Below are 21,810 nucleotides of genomic sequence, written 5' to 3' on the forward strand. Positions count from 1 at the left end.
GCAAATCGATCCCATAGACGGCATAGTCGCGCGATTCCAACAATTCGACACGGTCGTGCCCATGCCTCATCGCTTCGCACCCCTCGTGCCAGTTACCTTGGCCCTCCTGTTGTCTGCCTGTGCCCATCAAGGCGCGTCTGACAGTCCATTTGCCGCTGCTGACAGCGTGGCAGAGTCCGTGCGTCTCGCCGAGCTGCAGCTTGATCAGACCCAGGCGGAAGAGCAGGCCATGGCCGAGCTCAGTGACGAACAGGACTACCAGATGCCCAGTCTGGCCGACAGCATGATCGAGCAAGGACGAGCCCTGCTGGGGACGCGCTATCGCATGGGCGGCAGCTCGGCGAAGACCGGTTTCGACTGCAGTGGTTTTGTCGGCTTCCTGTACAAGCAGGAAATGGGTATCCAGTTGCCGCGTTCCTCGCGGGAACTGATCAAGGTCGATGCGCCCAAGGTGGCGCGTGCCGAGCTGGAACCGGGCGACGTACTGTTCTTCAACAACCGCGGGCGTGGTCAGGTCAGCCATGTCGGCATCTTCATTGGCGATGACCAGTTCATCCATTCCTCCAGCTCGCGTAGCGGTGGCGTGCGTATCGACAGCCTGGAAGATCGTTACTGGAAAGCCAGCTACATGCTCGCCAAGCGCATCCTCCCGGAAGGCCCACAGCCGTTTGCCGAGCAGTCGTTGAGCAGCGAAAACTGACTGTCTGACTTGCCTGTCCAACGCATGGCAGGCAGAGTAGGGCGGTCGTCCGCCGGCTGGAGCCGCCCATGCCTTCATCGCGCCTGTCGCTTGCCAGCCTGCTGCTGAGCAGTGTGTTGCTGGTCGCCTGCAGCAGCCAGGCACCGCAACCCTATATCGCACCGCCCGTGCAGGTTGTCCCGGAGCGTTCCGGCGTGGCCGAGGACGTGCTGTTTCGCGCCATCGGCCTGGTCGGTACGCCCTATGTATATGGCGGCAACACGCCGCAAGGTGGCTTCGACTGCAGCGGGTTGATCGGTTTCGTGTTTCGTGACGCCGCCGGCGTGCAGTTGCCGCGTTCCACGCGCGAAATGATCGCCCTGCGCGTACCCAGCGTGCAGCGCCACAGCCTGCAGCCGGGCGACCTGGTGTTCTTTGCCACCAATGGTGGCGGCCAGGTGAGTCATGCCGGTATCTACGTCGGTGAAGACCGTTTCGTCCATGCACCGTCCAGTGGCGGTACGGTGCGCCTGGATAGCCTGTCGGCACGCTACTGGCAAAATAGCTACCTCGGCGCACGCCGCGTACTGGCTGGACAGCGCCTGGCCAGTAATCCCTGATTGACCCGGAGCGGTTAACCCTCTAGAGTCCGCGCCCTGCTTCAGGTGCCTCATGCAGAGGCTGAAACTGGGAAGCCGGTGAGAAACCGGCGCTGCCCCCGCAACGGTAAGTGAGATGAGCGAGCGGCTCTTGGCCGGCTCGCCTGTCGTGATGAATGCCACTGTGCGCCAGCATGGGAAGGTTTCACGACACCAGGCATGACCTGCATCCACCAGCCCGGAGACCGGCCTGTCGCATTCCCATGGCACGCGGCGGGCGTGGTCGGGCACGCCACGGCGCACCGCCGGGCTGTCTTGTCTCCTCTTGCTCTGCGTAGCCTTTACCGGCAATCACGCGGCGGGCGTGATGGAGACAGTTTTGATGCACAAGCAAGTCCTGCGCGCTGGCCTTTTCGGGCCAGCCAGTCTGTTCTGCCTGGTTGCCCAGGCCAGTCACGATACCCTCAATCTGCAGCAGCAATGGGTTACCGCAACCCGCACCAGCCAGGCCAGCCAGGCACGGCTGGCTGCCAGCAGCCTGCTCGATCGCCAGGCCATCGAGCACAGCCAGGCGCAATCGTTGCCTGAATTGCTGCAGCGTCTGCCGGGCATCAGCCTGACCAACAGCGGTGGCCCCGGCAAGGCCACCTCGCTATTCATGCGCGGCACGCCCAGCAACCATGTGCTGGTGCTCATCGATGGCGTAAAAGCCGGCTCGGTGAGCAGTGGTGGTCTGGCCTGGCAGGACCTGCCGCTGGAGTTGATCGAGCGTGTCGAGGTGGTGCGCGGGCCGCGTTCCGGCCTGTATGGCTCGGAAGCCATTGGCGGGGTCATCCAGATTTTCACGCGTCAGGCCGATAGCCAGCAGGCGCGGCCATTCTTCAGTCTTGGCTATGGCAGCCAGGCGACGCGCACGGCCAGTGGCGGGGTGAGCGGCGCGGCGGGGCCGGCCTGGTACAGTCTGGCGGCGAGCAGCCAGGCCAGTCATGGACTCGAAGCCAAGCAGCCGCGCGCCAGTGGTTATGAGGCCGACCACGACGGCTATCGCAACCTGGCCAGCAGCCTGCGCGGCGGTGTGCAGCTGAATGACGACCTGCAACTTTCCGCCAGTCTGTTGCAGGCGCGCACTCATAATGACTTCGACGGGGTGAACAGCAAGCGTACGACGGGCTTTTCCGCGTACGGCGAGGGTGTGCAGGACGTGCTGGGCGCCACCCTCAGCTATCAACCGCTGGGCATCTGGGGCAGTCGCGTGCAGGTGGGCCGCAGTCAGGACAAGTCGGATAATTTCCAGGATGGCCGGTTCTATTCGCGCTTCGACTCGCGGCGCGACAGCCTCAGCTGGCAGAACGACTTCACCCTCAGCGCGGGGCATGTGTTCAGCCTGGGGGTAGATGGCCAGCGCGACGAGATCAATGGCAGCACGCCCTATGCACGGGATAATCGCGACAGCCATGGCCTGTTCAGCCAATACCTCGGTGAACTGGGGCGTCACCAGTGGCAGGTCAATCTGCGTCGTGACGAGGATGAGCAGTTCGGTCGCCATGACACTGGCAGCCTGGCCTATGGCTATCAGCTGAACCATGCCCTGCTGCTGTCGGCCAGCTATGGCGAAGCCTACAAGGCGCCTACCTTCAACCAGTTGTACTACCCGGGATTCGGCAATCCGCAGTTGCAGCCCGAGCAGTCGCGCAGTGCCGAGCTGGGCCTGAGCGCTGAGCATGACTGGGGACAGTGGTCGCTGCATGCCTACCGCAGTGAAATCGACAACCTGATCGCCACCGTGACCCGCCTGGTCAACGGCAAGCGCCAGAGCATGGCCGAAGGCGTGGACCGGGCGCTGGTCCATGGCCTGGAGATGCAGTTGTCCAGTCAGTGGCAGGCCTGGAGCTGGCAGGCCAACTACAGCCTGATCGATACGCAGAACCGCAGCCGCCGCCTGGTTGCCGGCCAGTCGCTGTATGGCAAGCCGCTGAATCGCCGGCCACGGCAGACCTTCAACCTGGAGCTGGACCGCGCGCTGGGCCGCTTCAGCCTGGGTGGCAGCCTGCATGCCCAGGGCGCCAGCTATGACGACCTGGCCAAGCAAACCGAACTGGCCGGGTTCGTGACCCTCGACCTGCGCGGCGAATACCGCCTCAGCCCGGCCTGGCGCCTGCAGGCGCGCCTGAGCAACCTGCTGGATGCGGATTACCAGACCGTCGATGGCTTCAACCAGCCGGGCCGTGGTGCCTGGCTGACCCTGCGCTACAACGCTTTGTGACCTGACCTGAAGGAGATTTCCATGCCCCTTGCAACCCCGCGCCAGCAATGGCTGGTTGGCCTGATCCTGCTGTGCCTGCTGCTGCTCACCCGTGGTCAGCATTTCGCCACACTCAACCTGCCCAGTGCGTCCTGGGCGGTGTACTTCGTTGGCGGGGCCTTGCTGGCTTCGCCGCTGGCCTTTGCCGGTCTGTTTGCCGGCGCAGTGGCCATGGACTTTGGCCTGTTCAGCCAGGGGGCGGTCAGTGACTGGTGCCTGACCCCGGCCTACTGGCTGCTGCTGCCAGCCTATGCCAGCCTGTGGCTGGGCGGGCGCCTGTATGCGCGCGGGCATGCCTGCCAGGCCAGTGCGCTGTGGCGTCTGCTGTGCTGTGTGCTGGGTGCTTCACTGGTCTGCCATCTGTTGTCCAGCGGCGGCTTCTACTTCTTCTCCGGGCATTTTGCCGATGCCAGTCTGGCCAACTGGCTGCCACGCATTGCCGAGTACTATCCGCGCTCACTGGCGGCGATGAGCTTCTATGTATGCTTGGCCGCGGTGCTTTACAGCCTGCGCCAGGGCCTGGCCCTGGCCTCACGTCAGCAGCGGTGGCTGTGATGAGCGAGCAGACCGCCCGCGATGCCCGCCACCAGGCGCGCATGCAACGTAAGAAAGCGCTGATCGATCAGCGTATCGCCGAAGCCCAGGACGAGTACGGCTTGTTGTTGGTACACAGCGGCAACGGCAAGGGCAAGAGCAGTGCCGCCTTCGGCATGCTGGCGCGTACCCTCGGGCATGGCCTGCGTGGCGCCGTGGTGCAGTTCATCAAGGGGGCGGCCAGTACCGGTGAGGAGGCCTTCTTCCGGCAATTCCCCGAGCAGGTGCGCTACCACGTGATGGGCGAGGGCTTTACCTGGGAAACCCAGGACCGCCAGCGCGACATGGCCAAGGCCGCTGAAGCCTGGGCGGTGGCCCGCGAGCTGCTGAGTGACGAGACGCTTGCCCTGGTAGTGCTCGACGAGCTGAACATCGCGCTCAAGTACGGCTATCTGGCACTGGACGAGGTGCTTGCCGATATCCAGGCGCGCCCGTTGCACCAGCATGTGGTGGTGACCGGGCGCGGGGCGCCGGCGGAGCTGATCGAGGCGGCCGATACGGTCACCGAGATGGGCCTGGTCAAGCATGCCTTCAAGGCCGGGGTGAAGGCGCAACGCGGGGTGGAGTACTGATGGCCCGCCATTGCCCGGCGCTGCTGGTCGCGGCCCCGGCTTCGGGGCAGGGCAAGACCACCCTGACTGCCGCCCTGGCGCGCCTGCATGTACGCCAGGGGCGTCGGGTGCGGGTGTTCAAGTGCGGCCCGGATTTTCTCGACCCGATGATCCTCGCCCGCGCCAGTGCTGCGCCGGTGTACCAGCTGGACCTGTGGATGGTTGGCCACGCGGCCTCGCGCCGCTTGCTCTGGGAAGCGGCCGGCGAAGCCGACCTGATCCTCATCGAAGGGGTGATGGGGCTGTTCGATGGCCAGCCTTCGGCGGCCGACCTGGCCCGTGAATTTGGCGTGCCGGTACTGGCGGTTATCGATGGCAGTGGCATGGCGCAAACCTTTGGGGCCATGGCCCACGGCTTGGCCAGCTACCAGGCGGGCCTGCCGTTTGCCGGGGTGTTGGCCAACCGCGTGGGCAGCCTACGCCACGGCGAGATCCTGCGTGACAGCCTGCCGGCCGGGCTGGCCTGGTATGGCGCGCTGCCCCGTGAAGCGGCCTTCGCCTTGCCCAGCCGCCACCTCGGCCTGGTACAGGCCGAGGAGCTGGCTGATCTGGATGCCCGTCTGGATGCGGCCGCCGACGCGCTGCTGGCCAGTGCCGGCGCGCAGTTGCCGGCGGCGCTGGAGTTTCATGGCGAACCGCCTGCGGCGTTGCCGGCAAGCCTGGCGGGGCTGCGCATCGGGGTCGCCCGTGACGCCAGCTTTGCCTTTGTCTACCAGGCCAATCTCGATCTGCTGCGTGGTATGGGCGCCGAACTGAGCTTCTTTTCCCCGCTGCATGACCGGCAATTGCCGGCGGTGGACAGTTTGTACCTGCCGGGTGGCTATCCGGAGCTGCACCTGCAGGCGCTGGCCGACAACCAGCCGATGCTGCAGGCGATTCGTCAGCATCACGCCGCCGGCAAACCGATCCTCGCCGAGTGTGGTGGCATGCTCTATTGCCTGGAGCAACTGAGTGACCGACAGGGCCGGGCGGCCAGCCTGCTTGGCCTGTTGCCGGGCCAGGCGCAGATGCAGGAGCGCCTGGTGGCGCTGGCCCTGCAGGAAGTCGCACTGCCCGGCGGACGTTTACGCGGGCATACTTATCACCACTCGCAGCTGCACTGCACGCTGCCCGCCCTGGCCCGGGGCGAGTGCCCCAACTACCGGCGCACCAGCGAGGCGGTCTATCGCCTGGGACGCCTCACGGCCAGCTATATCCACCTGTACCTGCCGAGTAATCCTGCGGCGGCAGCGGAGCTGTTTTTGCCATGAATCCCCACGCCTTTTCTGCCGCAGAGCAGGCGGCCGTCTATCGGGCCATTGCCGAGCGGCGTGACATGCGCCACTTCAGCCCCGGCACGCTGAGTGACGAGCAACTGCAGCGTCTGCTGCAGGCCGCGCACTGCGCACCGAGTGTCGGCCTGATGCAGCCCTGGCGGTTTATCCGCATTACCCAGCCGACCCTGCGCCAGCGCCTCGGCGAGCTGGTCGAGGAAGAACGGCTGCGCACCGCCGAGGCGCTCGGCGAGCGCGGCAACGCATTCATGCAGCTGAAGGTCGAAGGCATCAACGAGTGTGCCGAGTTGCTGGTCGCGGCGCTCATGGAGGGGCGCGAGGCGCATGTGTTTGGGCGCCGTACCCTGCCGGAGATGGACCTGGCCTCGCTGGCCTGTGCCATCCAGAACCTCTGGCTGGCGGCGCGGGTCGAGGGGCTGGGCCTGGGTTGGGTGTCGCTGTTCGATCCGCAGGCAGTGGCTGAGCTGCTCGGCCTGCCGCCCGGTGCCAAGGCGGTGGCGATTCTCTGCCTGGGGCCGGTGCCGGCCTTTTATGCGCAGCCCATGCTGGTCGAGCAGGGCTGGATTGAACCGCGTCCGCTGCACGAGCTGCTGTTCACTGACCACTGGGGTGTCAGCGGATGAGCAGCGCCTGGCTGCTGCTGGCCGCGCTGGCTGTCGATCTGTGCTTGGGCGAGCCGCGTCGCGCACATCCGCTGGTGGCCTTCGGGCGCCTCGCGGAGCGCCTGCAGCAGCGCTTCAATCCGGGCGGGGCGGGCTGGCGTAGCCATGGGGTAAGCGCCTGGGCGCTGGCGGTGCTGCCGCTGACTCTGGCCAGCGCGGGGCTGGTGCAGCTGCCGGTCATCGGCGTCTGGCTGGAAATTTTCCTGCTGTACCTGGCGATTGGCCAGCGCAGCCTGCTGGAACATGGCCAGGCGGTGGCCAGCGCCTTGCGCCTCGGCGACCTGACGGCAGCCCGTGCGGCGGTGGCGCGCATGGTCAGTCGCGATACGGCTTGCCTGGATGAGCAGGGTGTGGCCCGCGCGGCCTGCGAGTCGGTGCTGGAAAACGGCAACGATGCCCTGTTTGCCACGCTGTTCTGGTTCTGCCTGTTCGGCGCTCCGGGGGCTGTGCTGTATCGCCTGGCCAATACCCTGGATGCCATGTGGGGCTACCGCACCGCCGAGCTGGAGCGCTTCGGCTGGGCCGCGGCGCGTATTGACGACCTGCTCAACTACCTGCCGGCGCGCCTGGTGGCGTTCAGTTATGCCTTGCTCGGCAATACCTGGCGGGCGCTGCGCTGCTGGCAGCTGCAGGCGGGCGAGCATGACAGCCCGAATGCCGGGCCGGTGATGGCGGCCGGCGCCGGCGCGCTGAACCTGGCGCTGGGTGGTCCGGCGCGTTATCACGGGGTATGGCAGATGCGCCCGCTGCTGGGCGAGGGACAGGCCCCACGGGCGCGTGATATCGAACGCTGCAACAATCTGGTCGTGGCCACCTGCCTGTTCTGGCTGCTGCTGATCGTTCTGGGATATGCCTATGTCTGAATGGCTGGAACACGGCGGCCAGCTGCGCCGGGCGGCACGTCACTACGGCATCGCCGAAGCGCGCTGGCTGGACCTGTCCACCGGCATCGCGCCCTACACCCTGGCGCTTCCCGAACTGCCGGCGAGTGCCTGGCAGCGCCTGCCGGAAGCCGACGATGGCCTGGAAGCCGCGGCCCGCGACTACTACGGCTGTGCCCAGCTGCTTGCCGTGGCCGGTTCGCAGGCGGCCCTGCAGGTGTTGCCGCAGCTGCGCGCAGCGGGCCTGGTCGGGGTGCTCAGCCCCAGCTATGCCGAACATGCACGGGCCTGGCGGACAGCCGGGCACCGGGTGCGCGGGCTCTCCGTGCAGGGCATGGAACGCCAGTTGGCACAGTGCGATGTGCTGTTGCTGGTCAACCCCAACAACCCCACCGGGCAGCGCCTTGAGCCACAGCGCCTGCTCGACTGGCACGCGCAACTGGCAGAACGTAGTGGCTGGCTGGTGGTTGACGAGGCGTTCATCGACTGCGCGCCGGCCTTCAGCCTGGCCAGTGCCTGCCCGCGTCCTGGGCTGATCGTGCTGCGCTCGTTCGGCAAGTTCTTCGGTATGGCCGGTGCTCGGCTGGGCTTTGTGCTGGGTGAGGCCGCGCTGCTGGAGCGCTTGGCGCAGCGCCTGGGACCCTGGGCGGTGAGTGGCCCGGCCCGCGCCATGGGCCGGGCGCTGCTGACTGACTACCCGGGGCAGGCGCGCCAGCGCCAGCGCCTGCTCGAAGACGGCGAGCGCCTGGCGCGCCTGCTGGCCGACTGTGGTCTGCCGGCCTGGGGTGAGGCGGTGCCGTTTCGCCTGGTACCGCACGCCGAGGCCGTCGCGTTGCATGCCTACCTGGCTGAACGGGCCATTCTTACCCGGCTGTTCAGCGAGCTGCCGGCACTACGCCTGGGCCTGCCCGGCGACGAAGCGGGCTGGCAGCGCCTGGCCCAGGCACTCCATGACTGGAAGGGGATACCGCTATGGCGTTGCTGATGGTGCAGGGCACCACCTCCGATGCGGGCAAGAGCACCCTGGTGACGGCCTTGTGCCGTTGGGCGCGCCGCCAGGGGCTTGCCGTGGCCCCCTTCAAGCCGCAGAACATGGCGCTGAACAGCGCGGTGACCATCGACCAGGGCGAGATCGGCCGCGCTCAGGCGGTGCAGGCGCAAGCGGCCGGGCTGGCCCCGCACAGCGACATGAATCCCGTGCTGCTCAAGCCCAACAGCGACACCGGCGCCCAGGTGATCATCCAGGGCCGGGCCATCGGCACTATGCAGGCGCTGGATTACCACCACTACAAGCAGACCGCGCGCGAGGCGGTGCTGCAATCCTGCCGGCGCCTGCAGGCGCAGTACTCGCTGCTGCTGGTGGAGGGCGCCGGCTCGCCGGCGGAGATCAACCTGCGCGAAGGCGATATCGCCAACATGGGCTTTGCCGAGGCGGTGGATTGCCCGGTGTTGCTGATCGCCGATATCGACCGTGGCGGGGTATTCGCCCATCTGGTCGGCACCCTGGCGTTGCTCTCGCCCAGCGAACAGGCCCGCGTGCGCGGCTTCGTGATCAATCGCTTCCGCGGTGACCTGGCCTTGTTACAACCTGGCCTGGACTGGCTGGAGCAGCGCACCGGCAAACCGGTGCTGGGCGTGCTGCCCTATGTACATGACCTGCATCTTGAGGCCGAGGACGCCATCCAGACGCGTCAGGAGGTGGCGGCTGAGATGCAGCGCCTGCGGGTCTGCGTGCCGGTGCTGCCGCGTATCAGCAACCACACCGATTTCGACCCGTTGCGCCTGCACCCGCAGGTCGACCTGCAGTTCGTCGGGCCCGGCCAGGCCATGCCGGCGGCCGACCTGATCATCCTGCCGGGCTCGAAAAGCGTGCGCGCCGACCTGGCCAGCCTGCGTGCGCAGGGCTGGGATCAGGCCCTGCTGCGCCACCTGCGCTATGGCGGCAAGCTGCTGGGCATCTGCGGCGGTCTGCAGATGCTTGGCCAGCGCATCGATGATCCGCTTGGCCTGGAAGGCGCGCCGGGCAGCAGCCCCGGCCTGGGCCTGCTGGAGCTGTCCAGCGAATTGCAGGCTGACAAGCAGTTGCGACGGGTCAGTGGCTGTTTGCTGCCGGAGGGGGCGACCGTGACGGGTTACGAGATCCATGCCGGGGTCAGCCAGGGGGCGGCGCTGGCACAGCCGGCGGTACGCCTGGACGACGCGCGTACGGACGGCGCACGCGGTGCCGACGGGCAGATCATCGCCACCTACCTGCATGGCCTGTTCGAGCAGCCCGAGGCCTGTGCGGCGCTATTGCGCTGGGCCGGGCTGCGCGAGGTGGTGCAGGTGGATTACCATGCGCGCCGCGAACAGGACATCGAGCGTCTCGCCGACCTGATTGAGGCGCATCTGGATACCCGTCTGTTGCGTGAATTATGTGGCATGAGCCCGCAGCCATGAGTAGCCGGCATGATTGAACTGATCCTCGGTGGCGCACGCTCCGGAAAGAGTCGCCTGGCCGAACAACGCGCCAGCGACAGCGGTCTGGAGGTGGTGTACGTCGCCACCAGCCAGGCCCTGGATGAAGAAATGGCCGCACGCATCGCCCATCACCGCCAGCAGCGTCCGGCGCACTGGCGGCTGCGCGAGGAGCCGCTGGCCCTGGCCGCGGTACTGCGTGAAGAAGCGGCTGCGCAGCGTTGCCTGCTGGTCGACTGCCTGACCCTGTGGCTGACCAACCTGCTGCTGGCCGAGGACAGCCAGGCCCTGGCGCGTGAGCGCCAGGCGCTGCTCGACTGCCTGGAACAGTTGCCGGGACGGCTGATCCTGGTCAGCAATGAAACCGGCCTGGGCGTGGTGCCGCTGGGCGAGCTGACGCGTCGCTATGTCGACGAAGCCGGCTGGCTGCACCAGGCGCTGGCGGCACGTTGCCAGCGGGTCACCCTGACCGTGGCCGGTCTGCCCATGATCCTGAAAGACAACGGAGTAGCCGGATGAGCACACAACCCTGGTGGCAGGCCGCTTGCCTGGCCCCTGATGAGGCGATGAGCAACGCCGCGCGTGCCCGCCAGGCGCAGCTGACCAAACCGGCCGGCTCGCTCGGTCAACTGGAAAGCCTGGCCATCCAGTTGGCCGGTCTGCAGCGCCGCGAGCGGCCCTGGGTAGCCCGCCCGCGCTTGTACCTGTTTGCCGCCGACCACGGCGTGGCGGCCGAAGGCGTCTCGTTGTTTCCCCAGGCCGTGACCGTGCAGATGCTGCACAACTTCGTGGCAGGCGGCGCGGCGGTCAGTGTGCTGGCGCGTGCCCAGGGCATGCCCATTGAACTGATCGATCTGGGCACCGTGCAGGAAGACCTGCAACTGCCCGGCGTGCGTCATCTGCGCCTGGGCGCCGGCACGGCGAATTTCTGCGAAGGGCCGGCAATGCGCGTGGAGCAATGCCAGGCCGCCCTGCAGGCCGGGCGGGATGCCGTACAGCGTGCTGCTGAGGCGGGCTGTGATCTGTTCCTGGCCGGTGAAATGGGCATTGCCAACACCACCTCGGCCACCGCGCTGCTGTGCGCCTTGGGTGGCTGGCCGGTGGCCGAGTTGACCGGACGCGGTACCGGCCTGGATGCCCAGGGGATGAGCCATAAACAGGCGGTCATCGAGCGTGCCCTGGCCTTGCACCGACCGGCCCTGGGCGAGCCCTTCGAGGTACTGCGCCGCCTCGGCGGCCTAGAAATCGCCGCCATGGCCGGTGCCTACCTGGCCTGCGCCCAGCAGGGCATCGCCGCGCTGGTCGATGGTTTTATCTGCACCGCCGCCGCTTACTGCGCGGTGCAACTCAATCCGGCCTGCCGTCCCTGGTTGTTGTTTGCCCATGCCAGTGCCGAGCGCGGCCATGCCGTGCCGGTGCAGGCGCTGCAGGCACAGCCACTGCTCGACCTGGGCCTGCGCCTGGGCGAGGGCAGCGGGGCGGCCCTGGCCTTACCGCTGGTTCGTCTGGCGTGCGAGCTGCACGCCGGAATGGCCACTTTTTCTGAAGCTAACGTCGCGGAGGGCGACCACCCATGACCTTGCACCTTGATCTATTGCGCCATGGCGAAACCCAGGCCGGCCCGGGCTTCATCGGCAGTACCGACACCCCACTGAGTGAACGCGGCCTGCAGCAGATGCGTGCCGCAGTGGCCGAAGGCGGCCCCTGGGATCTGCTGATCAGCTCGCCGCTGAGCCGCTGCCAGGCCTTTGCCAGTGAGCTGGCGGAACGCCTCGGCGTACCGCTGCGTATCGAGGAGGATCTGCGGGAAATCTGCTTTGGCGAGTGGGAAGGGCGTAATGCCGCGCAGATCCTCCTGGAAGATCCCAAGGGCCTGGAAGGCTTCTGGAACGACCCGCTGCACTACACGCCGCCGCAGGCCGAGGCGCTGCCGGCCTTCATCCAGCGTGTCGAAACGGCGGTTACCCGCCTGGCTGACGAACTGGCCGGACAACGTGTGCTGCTGATTACCCATGGCGGGGTGATGCGCCTGCTGCTGGCCCGCCTGCAGGGGTTGCCGCAGGCTCAGCTGATGCAGGTGGAAGTCGGCTACGGCGCACTGCACAGCCTGCGTGTGGATGCCGCACTGAACCTGGAACAGGCCTGATGCCGCTGCCCCTGCTGATTGCCCTGCAGTTTCTCACCCGCTTGCCGGTGAGCCTGCCGGGCATGCCGCCGCCTGATGAGCAGGGGCGTTCCTTGTTGTATTACCCGCTGGTGGGTGGCCTGCTCGGCGGCCTGTTGTGGCTGGCCAGCCTGGGCCTGGCCGATACCCCGGCGTTGCTGGGCGCCGCGTTGCTGCTCAGCCTCTGGGTGCTGCTCAGCGGTGCCCTGCACCTGGATGGTCTGGGCGACTGCGTGGATGCCTGGGTGGGCGGCTACGGCGAGCGCGAACGCACCCTGGCGATCATGAAGGACCCGCGTTGCGGCCCGATGGCTGTCGTGGCGCTGTGCCTGTTGCTGTTGCTGAAGTGCGCCGCGCTGAGTGTATTGCTGCCGGCCGGGCAGGGCGTGGCCGTGCTGCTGGCGGTCTGGCTGGCGCGCAGCCTGCTGCCCTTGCTGTTCTATTGCACGCCCTATGTGCGAGCGGAAGGCCTGGGTGCTGCGCTTAGCCGGCATTTGCCGCGCCAGACGGTGCCTTACCTGCTGGCTGTGCAGGCCGGCCTATGCCTGTTGTTCGGCTGGGCGGGCGTGTATGCCCTGCTGGCTGCGCTGGGCTGTTTCTACCTGGCACGCCGCGCCATGCTGCAGCGTCTGGGCGGTTGCACGGGGGATTGTGCCGGGGCGCTGGTGGAGCTGGCCGAGCTGGCCATTCTGCTGGCCCTGGCCCTGGCCCTTGGCTAGCCGGGCACCCCTGCTAGACTGCTGGGGGAATCTTCCCAGGAAGCCTGCTATGCGGCGTCTTCTACTGATCCTGTGGCTGCTGGCGGTGAGCGATGGACTGCGTGCCGAGCAAACCGTACTGCATCTGGTGGCTGATCGTTGGCCGCCGTTCAATGACCAGCGTCTGCCGGGTGACGGGCTGATGGTTCAGCTGAGTCGCGAAGCCTTGCAGCGTGCCGGTTATTCAATACGCTACACCGAGCTGCCCTGGGCTCGCGCGCTGCGTGGTGTGCGACTGGGCGAATACGACATCCTGGTCGGCGCCTGGCATTCGCTCGAGCGTGAAAGCTTCGGCCTGTTCAGCGATGCGGTGCTGGACAATCGCCTGCGTCTGCTACAACGCCAGGGCGAGACAGTACGCTTCAGTAGCCTGGATGACTTGCGCCCCTATCGGATTGCCGTGGTGCGTGGCTACAGCTATGGCGCGGCATTTGACGAGCATCCGGCGTTGCAGCGTGTTGCCGTACGCGACTTCCCCACTGGTTTACGCATGCTCCTGGCCGGGCGCGTCGACCTGGCGGTCGAGGACGAATGGGTGGCGCGTCTCCACCTGGCTGGCGAGCTGCGTGAACAGGCCGCAAACCTGGCCTTCGTCCCGGGCACGCTGAGCGAGAAACCGCTGTTCCTGCTGGCCAGTCGCAAGCATCCACAGCATCGGCAGATCATCGCCGCGTTCAACCAGGCGTTGGCCGCTATGCGCGTGGATGGCAGCTATGCCACCCTATTGCAGCGTCATGGCCTGAGCGAACCTGTCCCGTTACCCGAGGATCACTAGATGAAACGACTACGCTGTGTTGCCGGGCTGCTGTGCCTGGCCTGGGGTTCCCTGCAGGCTGCCGAATGCCCGCCACTGCTGCAGCAGCAATTGCCCAAGTTGCGCTCCCAGGAAACCCTCGATCTCTGCCAGTTCACCGGCAAGGCCCTGCTGGTGGTCAACACCGCCAGCCACTGTGGCTTTACCAGCCAGTTCAAGGGGCTGGAGGCCTTGTACCAGGAGTTTCGCGGCGAAGGCCTGGAAGTGCTGGGCGTGCCTTCCGATGACTTCTTCCAGGAGGCCAATGACCAGGAAGAAACCGCCACGGTCTGCTACGTCAACTACGGGGTGACCTTCAGCATGAGCCAGCCGCAGTCGGTGCGTGGCAGCCAGGCCACGCCGCTGTTCCGGCAACTGGCCGAGCAGAGTGGCACGGCGCCGAAATGGAACTTCTACAAATACGTGGTGGATCGCCAGGGCCAGGTCGTGGCGGCCTTCAACAGCAAGACCGCGCCGGATGACCCGCGTCTGCGCGAGGCCTTGCGCCGTGCACTGGACAGCCAGCCCTGAACGCCACATCAAACCTGCCGCCGGCCTGTGACGACGAGCGTCTGCTGCTGGCGGCGCGGCATACCGGTGGTTGGCGGCTGCGTTTTGTCGAGCCGCTGGAGCAGGCTTTCGGCCTTTGGCGGGTGGCGCGCATGCGCCGTCGCCTGGGGCTGATCATCAGTACCGCGGCGCTCTTCCAGCTGTGTTTCATGCTCCTCGATGCCTGGCTGCTACCGGCCGAGATTTTCGAGGGCAGCCTGTTCCTGCGTGGGTTTGGCCTGTTGTTGCTGGCCTTGGCCTGGCCGCTCTGTCGTCATCCAGGGTTGCCACCGCCACTGGCCCTGCACCTTTACTTCCTGGCTTTCCTCGGCAATGCCCTGGTGGTGGTGGCCTTCATCGGCTGGTGTTATCTGAATGATCTGGCCATGCGTTACGACGGTCTGTTTCTGGTGTTGCTGTTTGCCTTCCTGCTCACCGGCTTGTCCAGTCGCAATCTGATTGCCAGCGCCTGGCTGGTCTGCCTGAGCTATGTGTTGCTGATGCTCTGGTTGCGTGGCGCTCAGGCCGAGCTGTATTACGAAAGCCAGTTTCTGCTCTGTGCGGCGGTGATCGGCAGTATCGGCAGCTGGCAGCAGGAGCGTGGCCAGCGCCAGGCCTGGCTCGATCAACAGTTGCTGAGCCTGGCGCGCGTGCGTGCCGAGCAGGCTGATCAACGCACCCAGCGCCTGCTGGCCGCGGCCAGCCATGACCTGCGCCAGCCGCTCAACGCCATGGGCCTGTATGCCCGCCATTTGCAGGAGCAGGCCAGCGATGCGCAGACCCGGCAGATCAGCCAGCGCCTGGCGGTGTCGGCCGAGCAACTGGGACGCATGCTGCAGTCGCTGCTCGACTACACACGCATGAGCTTGCCGGAAGGTGGCAGCCCGCAATGGCAGGATGTGCAGCTGCAACCGCTGCTGGCACGCCTGATGGATGAACTCAAGGTGATTACCCGTGAGCAGCAGGAGGCTGCCGAGCTGCAGCTCGACTGCCCACTCGACTACTGGGTGCGCAGCGACCCGGTGCGCCTGGAGCGGCTGTTGCGCAACCTGCTGGTCAATGCCTGGCTACATGCCCAGGCGCGACGCATCTGGATCAGCGTGCGTGAAGAGCAGCAACAGCTATGTCTGGAGCTCGGTGATGATGGCCGCGGCTTGCTGGAGGAGGCTGGGCAGCCGCTACGCAGCAGCGCCGGTCTGGGGCTCGGACTGGCCATCGTGCGCCAGTTGGCCAGCCAGCTGGAACATGCCTTGCAGGTCAGCAGTGCTCCCGGTCAGGGGGTGCGCTATCAGTTGCGTCTGCCCAGGGTGGCCGCGCGCAGTCCGGAAACCGGCAACAGCCAGCCCGGCCAGTTGCCCATGCAGGTGCTGCTGCTGGAAGACGATGCGGCCAGCCGCGAAGCCCTGGCCGGCCTGCTGCAACGCTGGGGCTGCCAGGTGCAGGCCTGTGCCAACCTGGCCGAGGCGCGCCGGGCCCTGGCCAGCCAGCCGGTACAGTTGCTGATCAGTGATTACCGCCTGCAGGACGAATGCAATGGCCTGCAGGCCATCGAGCGACTACGCGAGCAGGCCGGGCGCATGCTGCCGGCCCTGCTGGTGAGTGCCGAGAGCAGCGCCGAACTGCAGGAACGTTGTGCGCCGGCGCATGTCAGCCTGCTGGCCAAGCCGATCCTGCCGGCGCGTCTGCGTCAGGTGCTGTTCAGCGGCCTGCTGCGCTCAGCCTAATAGACCGCGCTGGCGCGCCACGCTGACGCAGGCGGTACGGGTATGCACGCCCAGGTGCTGGAACAACGCCTTGAGGTGGGTCTTCACGGTGTCCTCGGACAACTGCAGCTGGCGACTGATGCTTTTGTTGGGCAGGCCTTCGGCCAGCAGCAGGAGGATTTCCTGCTGGCGTGGCGTCAGGCTGCCGGCCGGCGGGTTGCCAGCCAGTGGCAACGGCAGCGGCAGACACTCGCCAAGCAGCAGACGGCTGATGGCGCTACGCAGGCTCTGTGCATCACTGCTCTTGGCAATGAAACCGAGCGCCCCGGCCTGCAGTGCCGCCTGCATGTCGGCGGGGCTTTCGCTGGCACTGAGTACCGCCACCGGGGTCGGGTTGCCGGCCTGTTGCCAGTCGCGCAACAGTTGCAGCCCCGAGCGATCCGGCAGGCGCAAGTCGAGGAGGATCAGGTCGTAGTCATGCTGGCGACGCAGTTGGTCGGCCGCCGCCGCACTATCGGCCAGGTCGATGTGCACGGCGCGGCTGAGTGGCTGCAACACCAGCGCCAGGCCTTCGAGAAACAGCCGGTGGTCATCGACCAGCAGCAGGCGCAGCTGGTCGGGCAGTTGCAGATGCAGCAGGCTCATGCGCCGGTCGCCACGGGACGTTGCGGATCGGTGATCCATTCGCTCCACGAGCCGGCATACAACGGCAGCAGCGGATAGCCAGCCAGGCACAGGGCGAACAGGTTGTGGCAGGCGGTAATTCCCGAGCCACAGTAGGCCACCGCGGCGGCAGGCGGACGCGTACCCAACAGCGCAGCAAAACGGCTACGCAGGGCTTCGCTAGGCAGGAAACGGCCATCAGCCTGCAGGTTTTCCGCAAAGGGCGCGCACTGTGCGCCGGGAATGTGCCCGCCGCGCGGGTCGATGGGCTCCTGTGCACCAGTGAAGCGTGCCGGGGCGCGGGCATCGAGCAGGGTCAGCTGGGGATCGTCCAGGCGGGCCAGCAGTTGCTCGGCGCTGACCAGCAGGCTCGCCTCGGCACGCGCCTGGAACTGCCCGGGGTTGATTGCCGGCTCCGCCTGGCTGAGCGGCAACCCGGCGGCTTGCCAGGCGGCCAGTCCGCCGTCGAGCAGGTAGAGGCCGTCACGCTTGCCCAGCCAGGCGAGTATCCACCAGGCCCGTGCGGCAAAGGCATTGCTGTTGTCGTCGTAGAGCACCACCGTGCTGTCATCGTTGATACCCAGCTGGCACAGGCAGTCTTGCAGCGCCTGCGGGGTTGGCAGGGGATGGCGGCCGGTCTGCCCCGGACGATGAGCGGCGCTGAGCTGACGGCCGATGTCGACGAAGCGTGCCTGGGCAATATGCCCGGCGCGATAGCTGAGCAGGCCGTAGTCGGCATCGTCCAGGGCAAAGCGGCAGTCCAGCAGGACCAGTTGCGGGTCGTGCAACTGGTCGTTAAGGGTGAGCGGATCCATCAGGCGGGCAAGCGACATGACACACTCCAGACAGGCAAGTGCCCGAATCATAAGCGCTTTATCAGCCGTATGGCAGCTTGCTGGCGGCAGCTCGTTTATACTGCCAGCCTTGCACAGGAGAGCTGCGTGGCCATCACCATTCACTGGATACGAGACAATGCCGAGCTGGCACAGCAATGCCAGGCCTGGCGGCAGCAGCCGTTCGTGGCGCTGGATACCGAATTCATGCGGGTCGATACCTTTTATCCGATTGCCGGTTTGCTACAGGCCAGCACCGGGGAGGGTGCCTGGCTGATCGATCCATTGTGCATCGACGACTGGACGCCGCTTGCCGCACTGCTCGATGACCGTGGCGTGACCAAGGTGCTGCATGCCTGCAGCGAGGATCTGGAAGTCTTCCAGCGCCTGCTGGGCTGCCAGCCGCGTCCGCTGTTTGATACCCAACTGGCTGCTGCTTACCTCAACCTGGGGTTTTCCATGGGCTACTCGCGCCTGGTACAGGCGGTGTTTGGCCTGGAGCTACCCAAGGGGGAAACCCGCTCCGACTGGCTGCAGCGCCCTCTCAGCGAAACCCAGGTCAGCTATGCCGCCGAAGACGTGCAGCACCTGGCCGAACTGTATCAGGCACTGCTGCCACGCCTGAGCGCAGAAAAACATGCCTGGCTGCTCGAGGATGGCGCCGAGCTGGTCGACAGCCTGGGGCGCGACAGCGACCCGCAACAGGCCTGGCGCGAGGTCAAGCTGGCCTGGAAACTCAGTCGCCAGCAACTGGCCGTGCTGCGTGCCCTGTGCGCCTGGCGCGAGACGCAGGCCCGGCTGCGTGACCAGCCGCGCAATCGCATCCTCCGTGAGGGCACGCTCTGGCACCTGGCGCGCCTGCAGCCGCAGGACCGGGTCAGCCTGGCGCGTATCGAAGACATGCACCCACGCACCGTGCGCCAGGATGGCGAGACTCTGCTGCGCCTGATTGCCGAGGCGGCCAGCCTGCCGCCCGAGCAGTGGCCGCAGCCGCTCGATGAGCCGCTGCCACTGGAAGCCAGCGGCCTGCTGAAGAAACTGCGCAGCGTCGGCCAGCAGGAGGCCGAACAGCTGGACATGGCCCCCGAGCTGATGTTGCGCAAGAAAGTCCTCGAAGCCTTGCTCAAGAGCGGCTTTCCGCACGGACCTTATCACCTGCCTGACAGCCTCAAGGGTTGGCGACGCGAGCGCATGGGCGCTGCCTTGCTGGCCCGGATTACCGCGCTGACCACCCCCGGAGCTTCGGCATGAAACGTATCTGCTCGATCTACAAGAGCCCGCGCAAAAACGAAATGTATCTTTACGTGCTCAAGGCCGAGGCGCTCAGCCGCGTTCCCGAAGCGCTGCTGCAGGCCTTCGGCACGCCGCGTCACGCCTTTGACCTGGTGCTCAGCGAGGCGCGTCAACTGGCCCGCGAAGACATCCACAAGGTGCTGGAAAACCTCGACAAGCAGGGCTTCCACCTGCAAATGCCGCCGGCCGAAGAGGAGTACATCGAGCACCTGCCCGATGAACTGCTGCGCATGAACGATCCACTCTGAGGTAGCCATGGCAGCCAAGGTCGAACCCTTCTGGAAACGCAAGAGCCTCGCCCAACTGGATGCCGAGGAGTGGGAGTCGCTGTGCGACGGTTGCGGCCTGTGCTGCCTGCAGAAGCTTGAAGACGAGGACGATGGCAGCGTCTACTACACGCGCATCGCCTGCAAACTGCTCGACCGTGACAGCTGCCGGTGCAGCGACTATGCCAACCGGCGAGCCCAGGTGCCCGACTGCATCCAGCTCGATGCGGCGCAGGCCGAGCAGTTCAAGTGGCTGCCGCCAACCTGTGCCTATCGGCTGGTAGCCGCCGGCAGCGACCTGCCGCCCTGGCACCATCTGGTCTGCGGTGATCGCAATGCGGTGCATGAGCAGCGGATTTCCCAGGCCGGTCGTATGCTCAGCGAAAACCAGGTGGCCGAGGACGACTGGGAAGATCATCTGATTTTCCGCGCCGGCTGAGGGTTTCCGGCACACCGCGGCGCTGACCGGCAAGCACCGTGCACCGCGGCTCAACGATATCGCTTATCCAGCGCCCAGGTGGGCGCGCCTGACCGGGAGATTCCCCAGATGAACCTGCTACGTCCGTCAGCATTGCTGATTCTGCTTGGCCTGTTGTGCAGCAGTCCGCTGTGGGCGGCCAAGCGTGAACGCGTGGACCTCGATTACCACGTGCGTTTTCTCCCTGAAGCCGACCAGGCCGAGGTCAGTCTGAGCCTGTCGCGCGCCGACAACCTCTACTACTTCAACTTCAACCTCGGCGATGAGGGGGCCTACAGCGATTTTGCCGGTGACGGCACCTTCGAGCAGAAGGACAACAAGCTGTACTGGCAACCCGGCAAGGGCAAGAGCACCCTGAGCTGGAAGGTCAGAGTCAGTCATCCGCGAGGCGAGCGCTACGATGCGCTGATGACCCCGCAGTGGGCGCTGCTGCGTGGCGACGATCTGGTGCCCCCGGCGCACATGGACAACGACCCCAAGGTGCAGCTGGTCGCGCGCCTGCAGTTCCAGCTGCCCAAGGGCTGGAAGTCGGTGGAAACCGGCTGGCCACGGATCGGCAAGCACAAGTTCCGCATCGATAACCCGGAGCGGGTATTCGACCGTCCCACCGGCTGGATCATTGCCGGCAAGCTCGGCACGCGCCGCGCGCAACTGGGCAACACCGACATCACCATCAGTGCGCCAACCGGCCAGGGCATGCGCCGCATGGATGTGCTGACCTTGCTGACCTTCATCTGGCCGCATGCCCAGCAGGTCTTCCCACGTGATCCGGCCAAGCTGCTGATCGTTGGCGCTGGCGACCCGATGTGGCGGGGCGGCCTGTCGGCAAGCAACTCCTACTACATGCACAGTGACCGTCCACTGGTCAGCGAGAATGGCACCAGTTCCCTGGTGCACGAACTGGTACATGTGTTCAGCCGTATCCGAGACACCGATCGCAGTGACTGGATCAGCGAGGGTATCGCCGAGTACTACGCCATCGAGCTGATGCGCCGTGCCGGCGGGCTCAGCGAAGACCGCTACCACAAGGTGCGTGCCCAGCTGAAACGCTGGAGCAAGGATGTGAAGAGCCTGCGTGGCGAGAACAGCAGCGGGCCGATGACCGCGCGGGCCGTGCTGCTGTTGCAGGACCTGGACAAGGAGATCCGCCAGCTCAGCGAGGGTCGCCACTCGCTGGATGACCTGACCCGGGCGCTGATGCGCCTGGAAAAGGCCAGCACCGACGATGTGCTGGCGATCAGCGAAAGCCTCTTGGGCGCGCCTTCCGAAGTGCTGGACAGTCGTCTGCTGCGTTGAGAGCAGATCATTCAGCGGGATGATGGTGCACTGCCGCGCCAGCCGGCGCGGCTACACTGCCGGTCAGTCGTTTACTCACTGAACAAGGCAGGCACGCATGCACAACCGCATCATGATTACTGGCGCAGGCTCCGGTCTGGGCCGCGAGATGGCTCTGCGCTGGGCACGCGAGGGCTGGCGCCTGGCGCTGTCCGACGTCAACCAGGCCGGTCTGGAAGAAACCCTGCGCCTGGTGCGCGAAGCCGGTGGCGATGGCTTCATCCAGCGCTGCGACGTGCGTGACTACAGCCAGCTGACCGCCCTGGCGCAAGCCTGCGAGGAGCGCCTGGGCGGTATCGATGTAGTGGTCAACAATGCCGGGGTGGCCGCCGGCGGCTTCTTCAGCGAGTTGAGCCTGGAGGACTGGGACTGGCAGCTGTCAATCAACCTGATGGGCGTGGTCAAGGGCTGCAAGGCCTTCCTGCCGTTGCTGCTGAAGAGCCAGGGCCGGCTTATCAATATCGCTTCCATGGCCGCGTTGATGCAGGGGCCGGCGATGAGCAACTACAACGTGGCCAAGGCCGGCGTGGTAGCGCTCTCGGAAAGCCTGCTGGTGGAGTTGCGCGACCAGCAGGTCAAAGTGCACGTGGTGTGCCCGTCGTTCTTCCAGACCAACCTGCTCGACTCGTTCCGTGGCCCGACGCCGGCCATGAAGGCCCAGGTCGGCAAACTGCTGGAAAGCTCGCCGATCAGTGCCGGCGAGATCGCCGACTACATCTTCCAGCAGGTGGCAGCCGAGGAATTCATGATCCTGCCCCACGAGCAGGGGCGCATGGCCTGGGCCATCAAACGCCAACAGCCGCAGGCCATCTACGACGAGATGGCGCGCATGGCGGCGCGCATGCGCAGCAAGAACAGCTGATTGATGCAGGCGACGACGGGGTGCGGCGCATCGCGCTTTGCCCCGTCGCGACTT

Annotated in this window: 24 protein-coding genes and 1 riboswitch; of the genes, 22 read left to right on the plus strand and 2 right to left on the minus strand. The window is 66.2% G+C overall.

Features of this window, described 5'->3' with window-relative positions; translation table 11 throughout:
• The first annotated feature begins 166 nt into the window (after positions 1-166).
• The 17 genes from CW360_RS01880 to CW360_RS01960 all read left to right on the plus strand — a co-directional run bounded on the left by CW360_RS01880 (position 167) and on the right by CW360_RS01960 (position 16,047).
• Entirely contained in the window at positions 167-700 is a 534-nt protein-coding gene (locus CW360_RS01880) for a C40 family peptidase (protein WP_425439742.1), read from the plus strand.
• A gap of 68 nt (positions 701-768) precedes the next feature.
• Positions 769-1,299 (plus strand): C40 family peptidase, encoded by a 531-nt coding sequence (locus CW360_RS01885; RefSeq protein ID WP_093986909.1) that lies wholly within the window; start codon positions 769-771, stop codon positions 1,297-1,299.
• Between the two features lie 26 nt (positions 1,300-1,325).
• A riboswitch (cobalamin riboswitch) is annotated at positions 1,326-1,546 on the plus strand.
• A 114-nt stretch (positions 1,547-1,660) separates the two neighbouring features.
• Positions 1,661-3,541 (plus strand): TonB-dependent vitamin B12 receptor, encoded by a 1,881-nt coding sequence (gene btuB, locus CW360_RS01890; RefSeq protein WP_101192548.1) that lies wholly within the window; start codon positions 1,661-1,663, stop codon positions 3,539-3,541.
• A gap of 21 nt (positions 3,542-3,562) precedes the next feature.
• On the plus strand, positions 3,563-4,135 hold the full coding sequence (locus tag CW360_RS01895; RefSeq protein ID WP_101192549.1) for a hypothetical protein: 573 nt from the start codon (positions 3,563-3,565) through the stop codon (positions 4,133-4,135).
• Positions 4,135-4,746, plus strand: a complete 612-nt coding sequence (gene cobO / locus CW360_RS01900; RefSeq protein ID WP_101192550.1) for a cob(I)yrinic acid a,c-diamide adenosyltransferase — start codon at positions 4,135-4,137, stop codon at positions 4,744-4,746. Before CW360_RS01895 ends, cobO begins: the two co-directional genes overlap by 1 nt.
• The gene (locus CW360_RS01905; RefSeq protein ID WP_101192551.1) at positions 4,746-6,035 is read left to right on the plus strand and encodes a cobyrinic acid a,c-diamide synthase CobB; all 1,290 of its coding nucleotides are present in this window, start codon (positions 4,746-4,748) and stop codon (positions 6,033-6,035) included. The genes cobO and CW360_RS01905 overlap by 1 nt, the downstream gene beginning before the upstream one ends.
• The gene (gene bluB, locus CW360_RS01910) at positions 6,032-6,682 is read left to right on the plus strand and encodes a 5,6-dimethylbenzimidazole synthase (protein WP_101192552.1); all 651 of its coding nucleotides are present in this window, start codon (positions 6,032-6,034) and stop codon (positions 6,680-6,682) included. Before CW360_RS01905 ends, bluB begins: the two co-directional genes overlap by 4 nt.
• Complete coding sequence (cbiB, locus tag CW360_RS01915; RefSeq protein WP_101192553.1) at positions 6,679-7,584, plus strand: adenosylcobinamide-phosphate synthase CbiB; 906 nt, start codon at positions 6,679-6,681, stop codon at positions 7,582-7,584. Before bluB ends, cbiB begins: the two co-directional genes overlap by 4 nt.
• The gene (gene cobD, locus CW360_RS01920) at positions 7,577-8,587 is read left to right on the plus strand and encodes a threonine-phosphate decarboxylase CobD (RefSeq protein WP_101192554.1); all 1,011 of its coding nucleotides are present in this window, start codon (positions 7,577-7,579) and stop codon (positions 8,585-8,587) included. Before cbiB ends, cobD begins: the two co-directional genes overlap by 8 nt.
• Complete coding sequence (locus CW360_RS01925; protein ID WP_101192555.1) at positions 8,575-10,041, plus strand: cobyric acid synthase; 1,467 nt, start codon at positions 8,575-8,577, stop codon at positions 10,039-10,041. The genes cobD and CW360_RS01925 overlap by 13 nt, the downstream gene beginning before the upstream one ends.
• A gap of 9 nt (positions 10,042-10,050) precedes the next feature.
• Positions 10,051-10,578 (plus strand): bifunctional adenosylcobinamide kinase/adenosylcobinamide-phosphate guanylyltransferase, encoded by a 528-nt coding sequence (gene cobU, locus CW360_RS01930; protein WP_093986900.1) that lies wholly within the window; start codon positions 10,051-10,053, stop codon positions 10,576-10,578.
• Positions 10,575-11,636 carry a nicotinate-nucleotide--dimethylbenzimidazole phosphoribosyltransferase gene (gene cobT / locus CW360_RS01935; protein WP_101192556.1) on the plus strand — a complete coding sequence of 354 codons (1,062 nt, stop codon included), beginning with the start codon at positions 10,575-10,577 and terminating at the stop codon, positions 11,634-11,636. Before cobU ends, cobT begins: the two co-directional genes overlap by 4 nt.
• The gene (gene cobC / locus CW360_RS01940) at positions 11,633-12,205 is read left to right on the plus strand and encodes an alpha-ribazole phosphatase family protein (RefSeq protein WP_101192557.1); all 573 of its coding nucleotides are present in this window, start codon (positions 11,633-11,635) and stop codon (positions 12,203-12,205) included. The genes cobT and cobC overlap by 4 nt, the downstream gene beginning before the upstream one ends.
• A complete protein-coding gene (locus CW360_RS01945; RefSeq protein ID WP_101192558.1) occupies positions 12,205-12,942 on the plus strand; it encodes an adenosylcobinamide-GDP ribazoletransferase in 738 nt (245 codons plus the stop codon). The genes cobC and CW360_RS01945 overlap by 1 nt, the downstream gene beginning before the upstream one ends.
• Before the next feature lie 49 nt (positions 12,943-12,991).
• Positions 12,992-13,756, plus strand: a complete 765-nt coding sequence (locus CW360_RS01950) for a substrate-binding periplasmic protein (protein ID WP_101192559.1) — start codon at positions 12,992-12,994, stop codon at positions 13,754-13,756.
• On the plus strand, positions 13,757-14,305 hold the full coding sequence (locus tag CW360_RS01955; RefSeq protein WP_093986895.1) for a glutathione peroxidase: 549 nt from the start codon (positions 13,757-13,759) through the stop codon (positions 14,303-14,305). It begins immediately after the preceding gene.
• Positions 14,306-14,436: 131 nt separating this feature from the next.
• On the plus strand, positions 14,437-16,047 hold the full coding sequence (locus tag CW360_RS01960; protein ID WP_245874648.1) for a hybrid sensor histidine kinase/response regulator: 1,611 nt from the start codon (positions 14,437-14,439) through the stop codon (positions 16,045-16,047).
• Here CW360_RS01960 and CW360_RS01965 read toward each other — a convergent pair.
• Positions 16,039-16,671 carry a response regulator gene (locus CW360_RS01965; RefSeq protein WP_101192561.1) on the minus strand — a complete coding sequence of 211 codons (633 nt, stop codon included), beginning with the start codon at positions 16,669-16,671 and terminating at the stop codon, positions 16,039-16,041. The two genes, CW360_RS01960 and CW360_RS01965, sit on opposite strands and share 9 nt — an antisense overlap.
• Entirely contained in the window at positions 16,668-17,522 is an 855-nt protein-coding gene (locus tag CW360_RS01970) for a sulfurtransferase (RefSeq protein ID WP_101192562.1), read from the minus strand. Before CW360_RS01970 ends, CW360_RS01965 begins: the two co-directional genes overlap by 4 nt.
• 108 nt (positions 17,523-17,630) lie before the next feature.
• Between CW360_RS01970 and rnd the strand changes: the two genes are divergently transcribed.
• From rnd to CW360_RS01995, 5 genes are all read left to right on the plus strand, one after another.
• Positions 17,631-18,773: a ribonuclease D gene (gene rnd, locus CW360_RS01975; protein ID WP_101192563.1), complete on the plus strand. Its 1,143-nt coding sequence runs from the start codon at positions 17,631-17,633 to the stop codon at positions 18,771-18,773.
• Entirely contained in the window at positions 18,770-19,063 is a 294-nt protein-coding gene (locus tag CW360_RS01980) for a YcgL domain-containing protein (RefSeq protein ID WP_093986890.1), read from the plus strand. Before rnd ends, CW360_RS01980 begins: the two co-directional genes overlap by 4 nt.
• Before the next feature lie 7 nt (positions 19,064-19,070).
• On the plus strand, positions 19,071-19,520 hold the full coding sequence (locus tag CW360_RS01985; RefSeq protein WP_093986889.1) for a YcgN family cysteine cluster protein: 450 nt from the start codon (positions 19,071-19,073) through the stop codon (positions 19,518-19,520).
• 108 nt (positions 19,521-19,628) lie between these two features.
• A complete protein-coding gene (locus CW360_RS01990) occupies positions 19,629-20,855 on the plus strand; it encodes a hypothetical protein (protein ID WP_101192564.1) in 1,227 nt (408 codons plus the stop codon).
• 97 nt (positions 20,856-20,952) lie between these two features.
• Entirely contained in the window at positions 20,953-21,756 is an 804-nt protein-coding gene (locus CW360_RS01995) for an SDR family oxidoreductase (RefSeq protein ID WP_093986887.1), read from the plus strand.
• Positions 21,757-21,810 lie beyond the last annotated feature (54 nt).

The sequence above is a fragment of the Pseudomonas fluvialis genome (assembly GCF_002835605.1).
In the GTDB taxonomy this organism is placed as follows: Bacteria; Pseudomonadota; Gammaproteobacteria; order Pseudomonadales; family Pseudomonadaceae; genus Aquipseudomonas; species Aquipseudomonas fluvialis.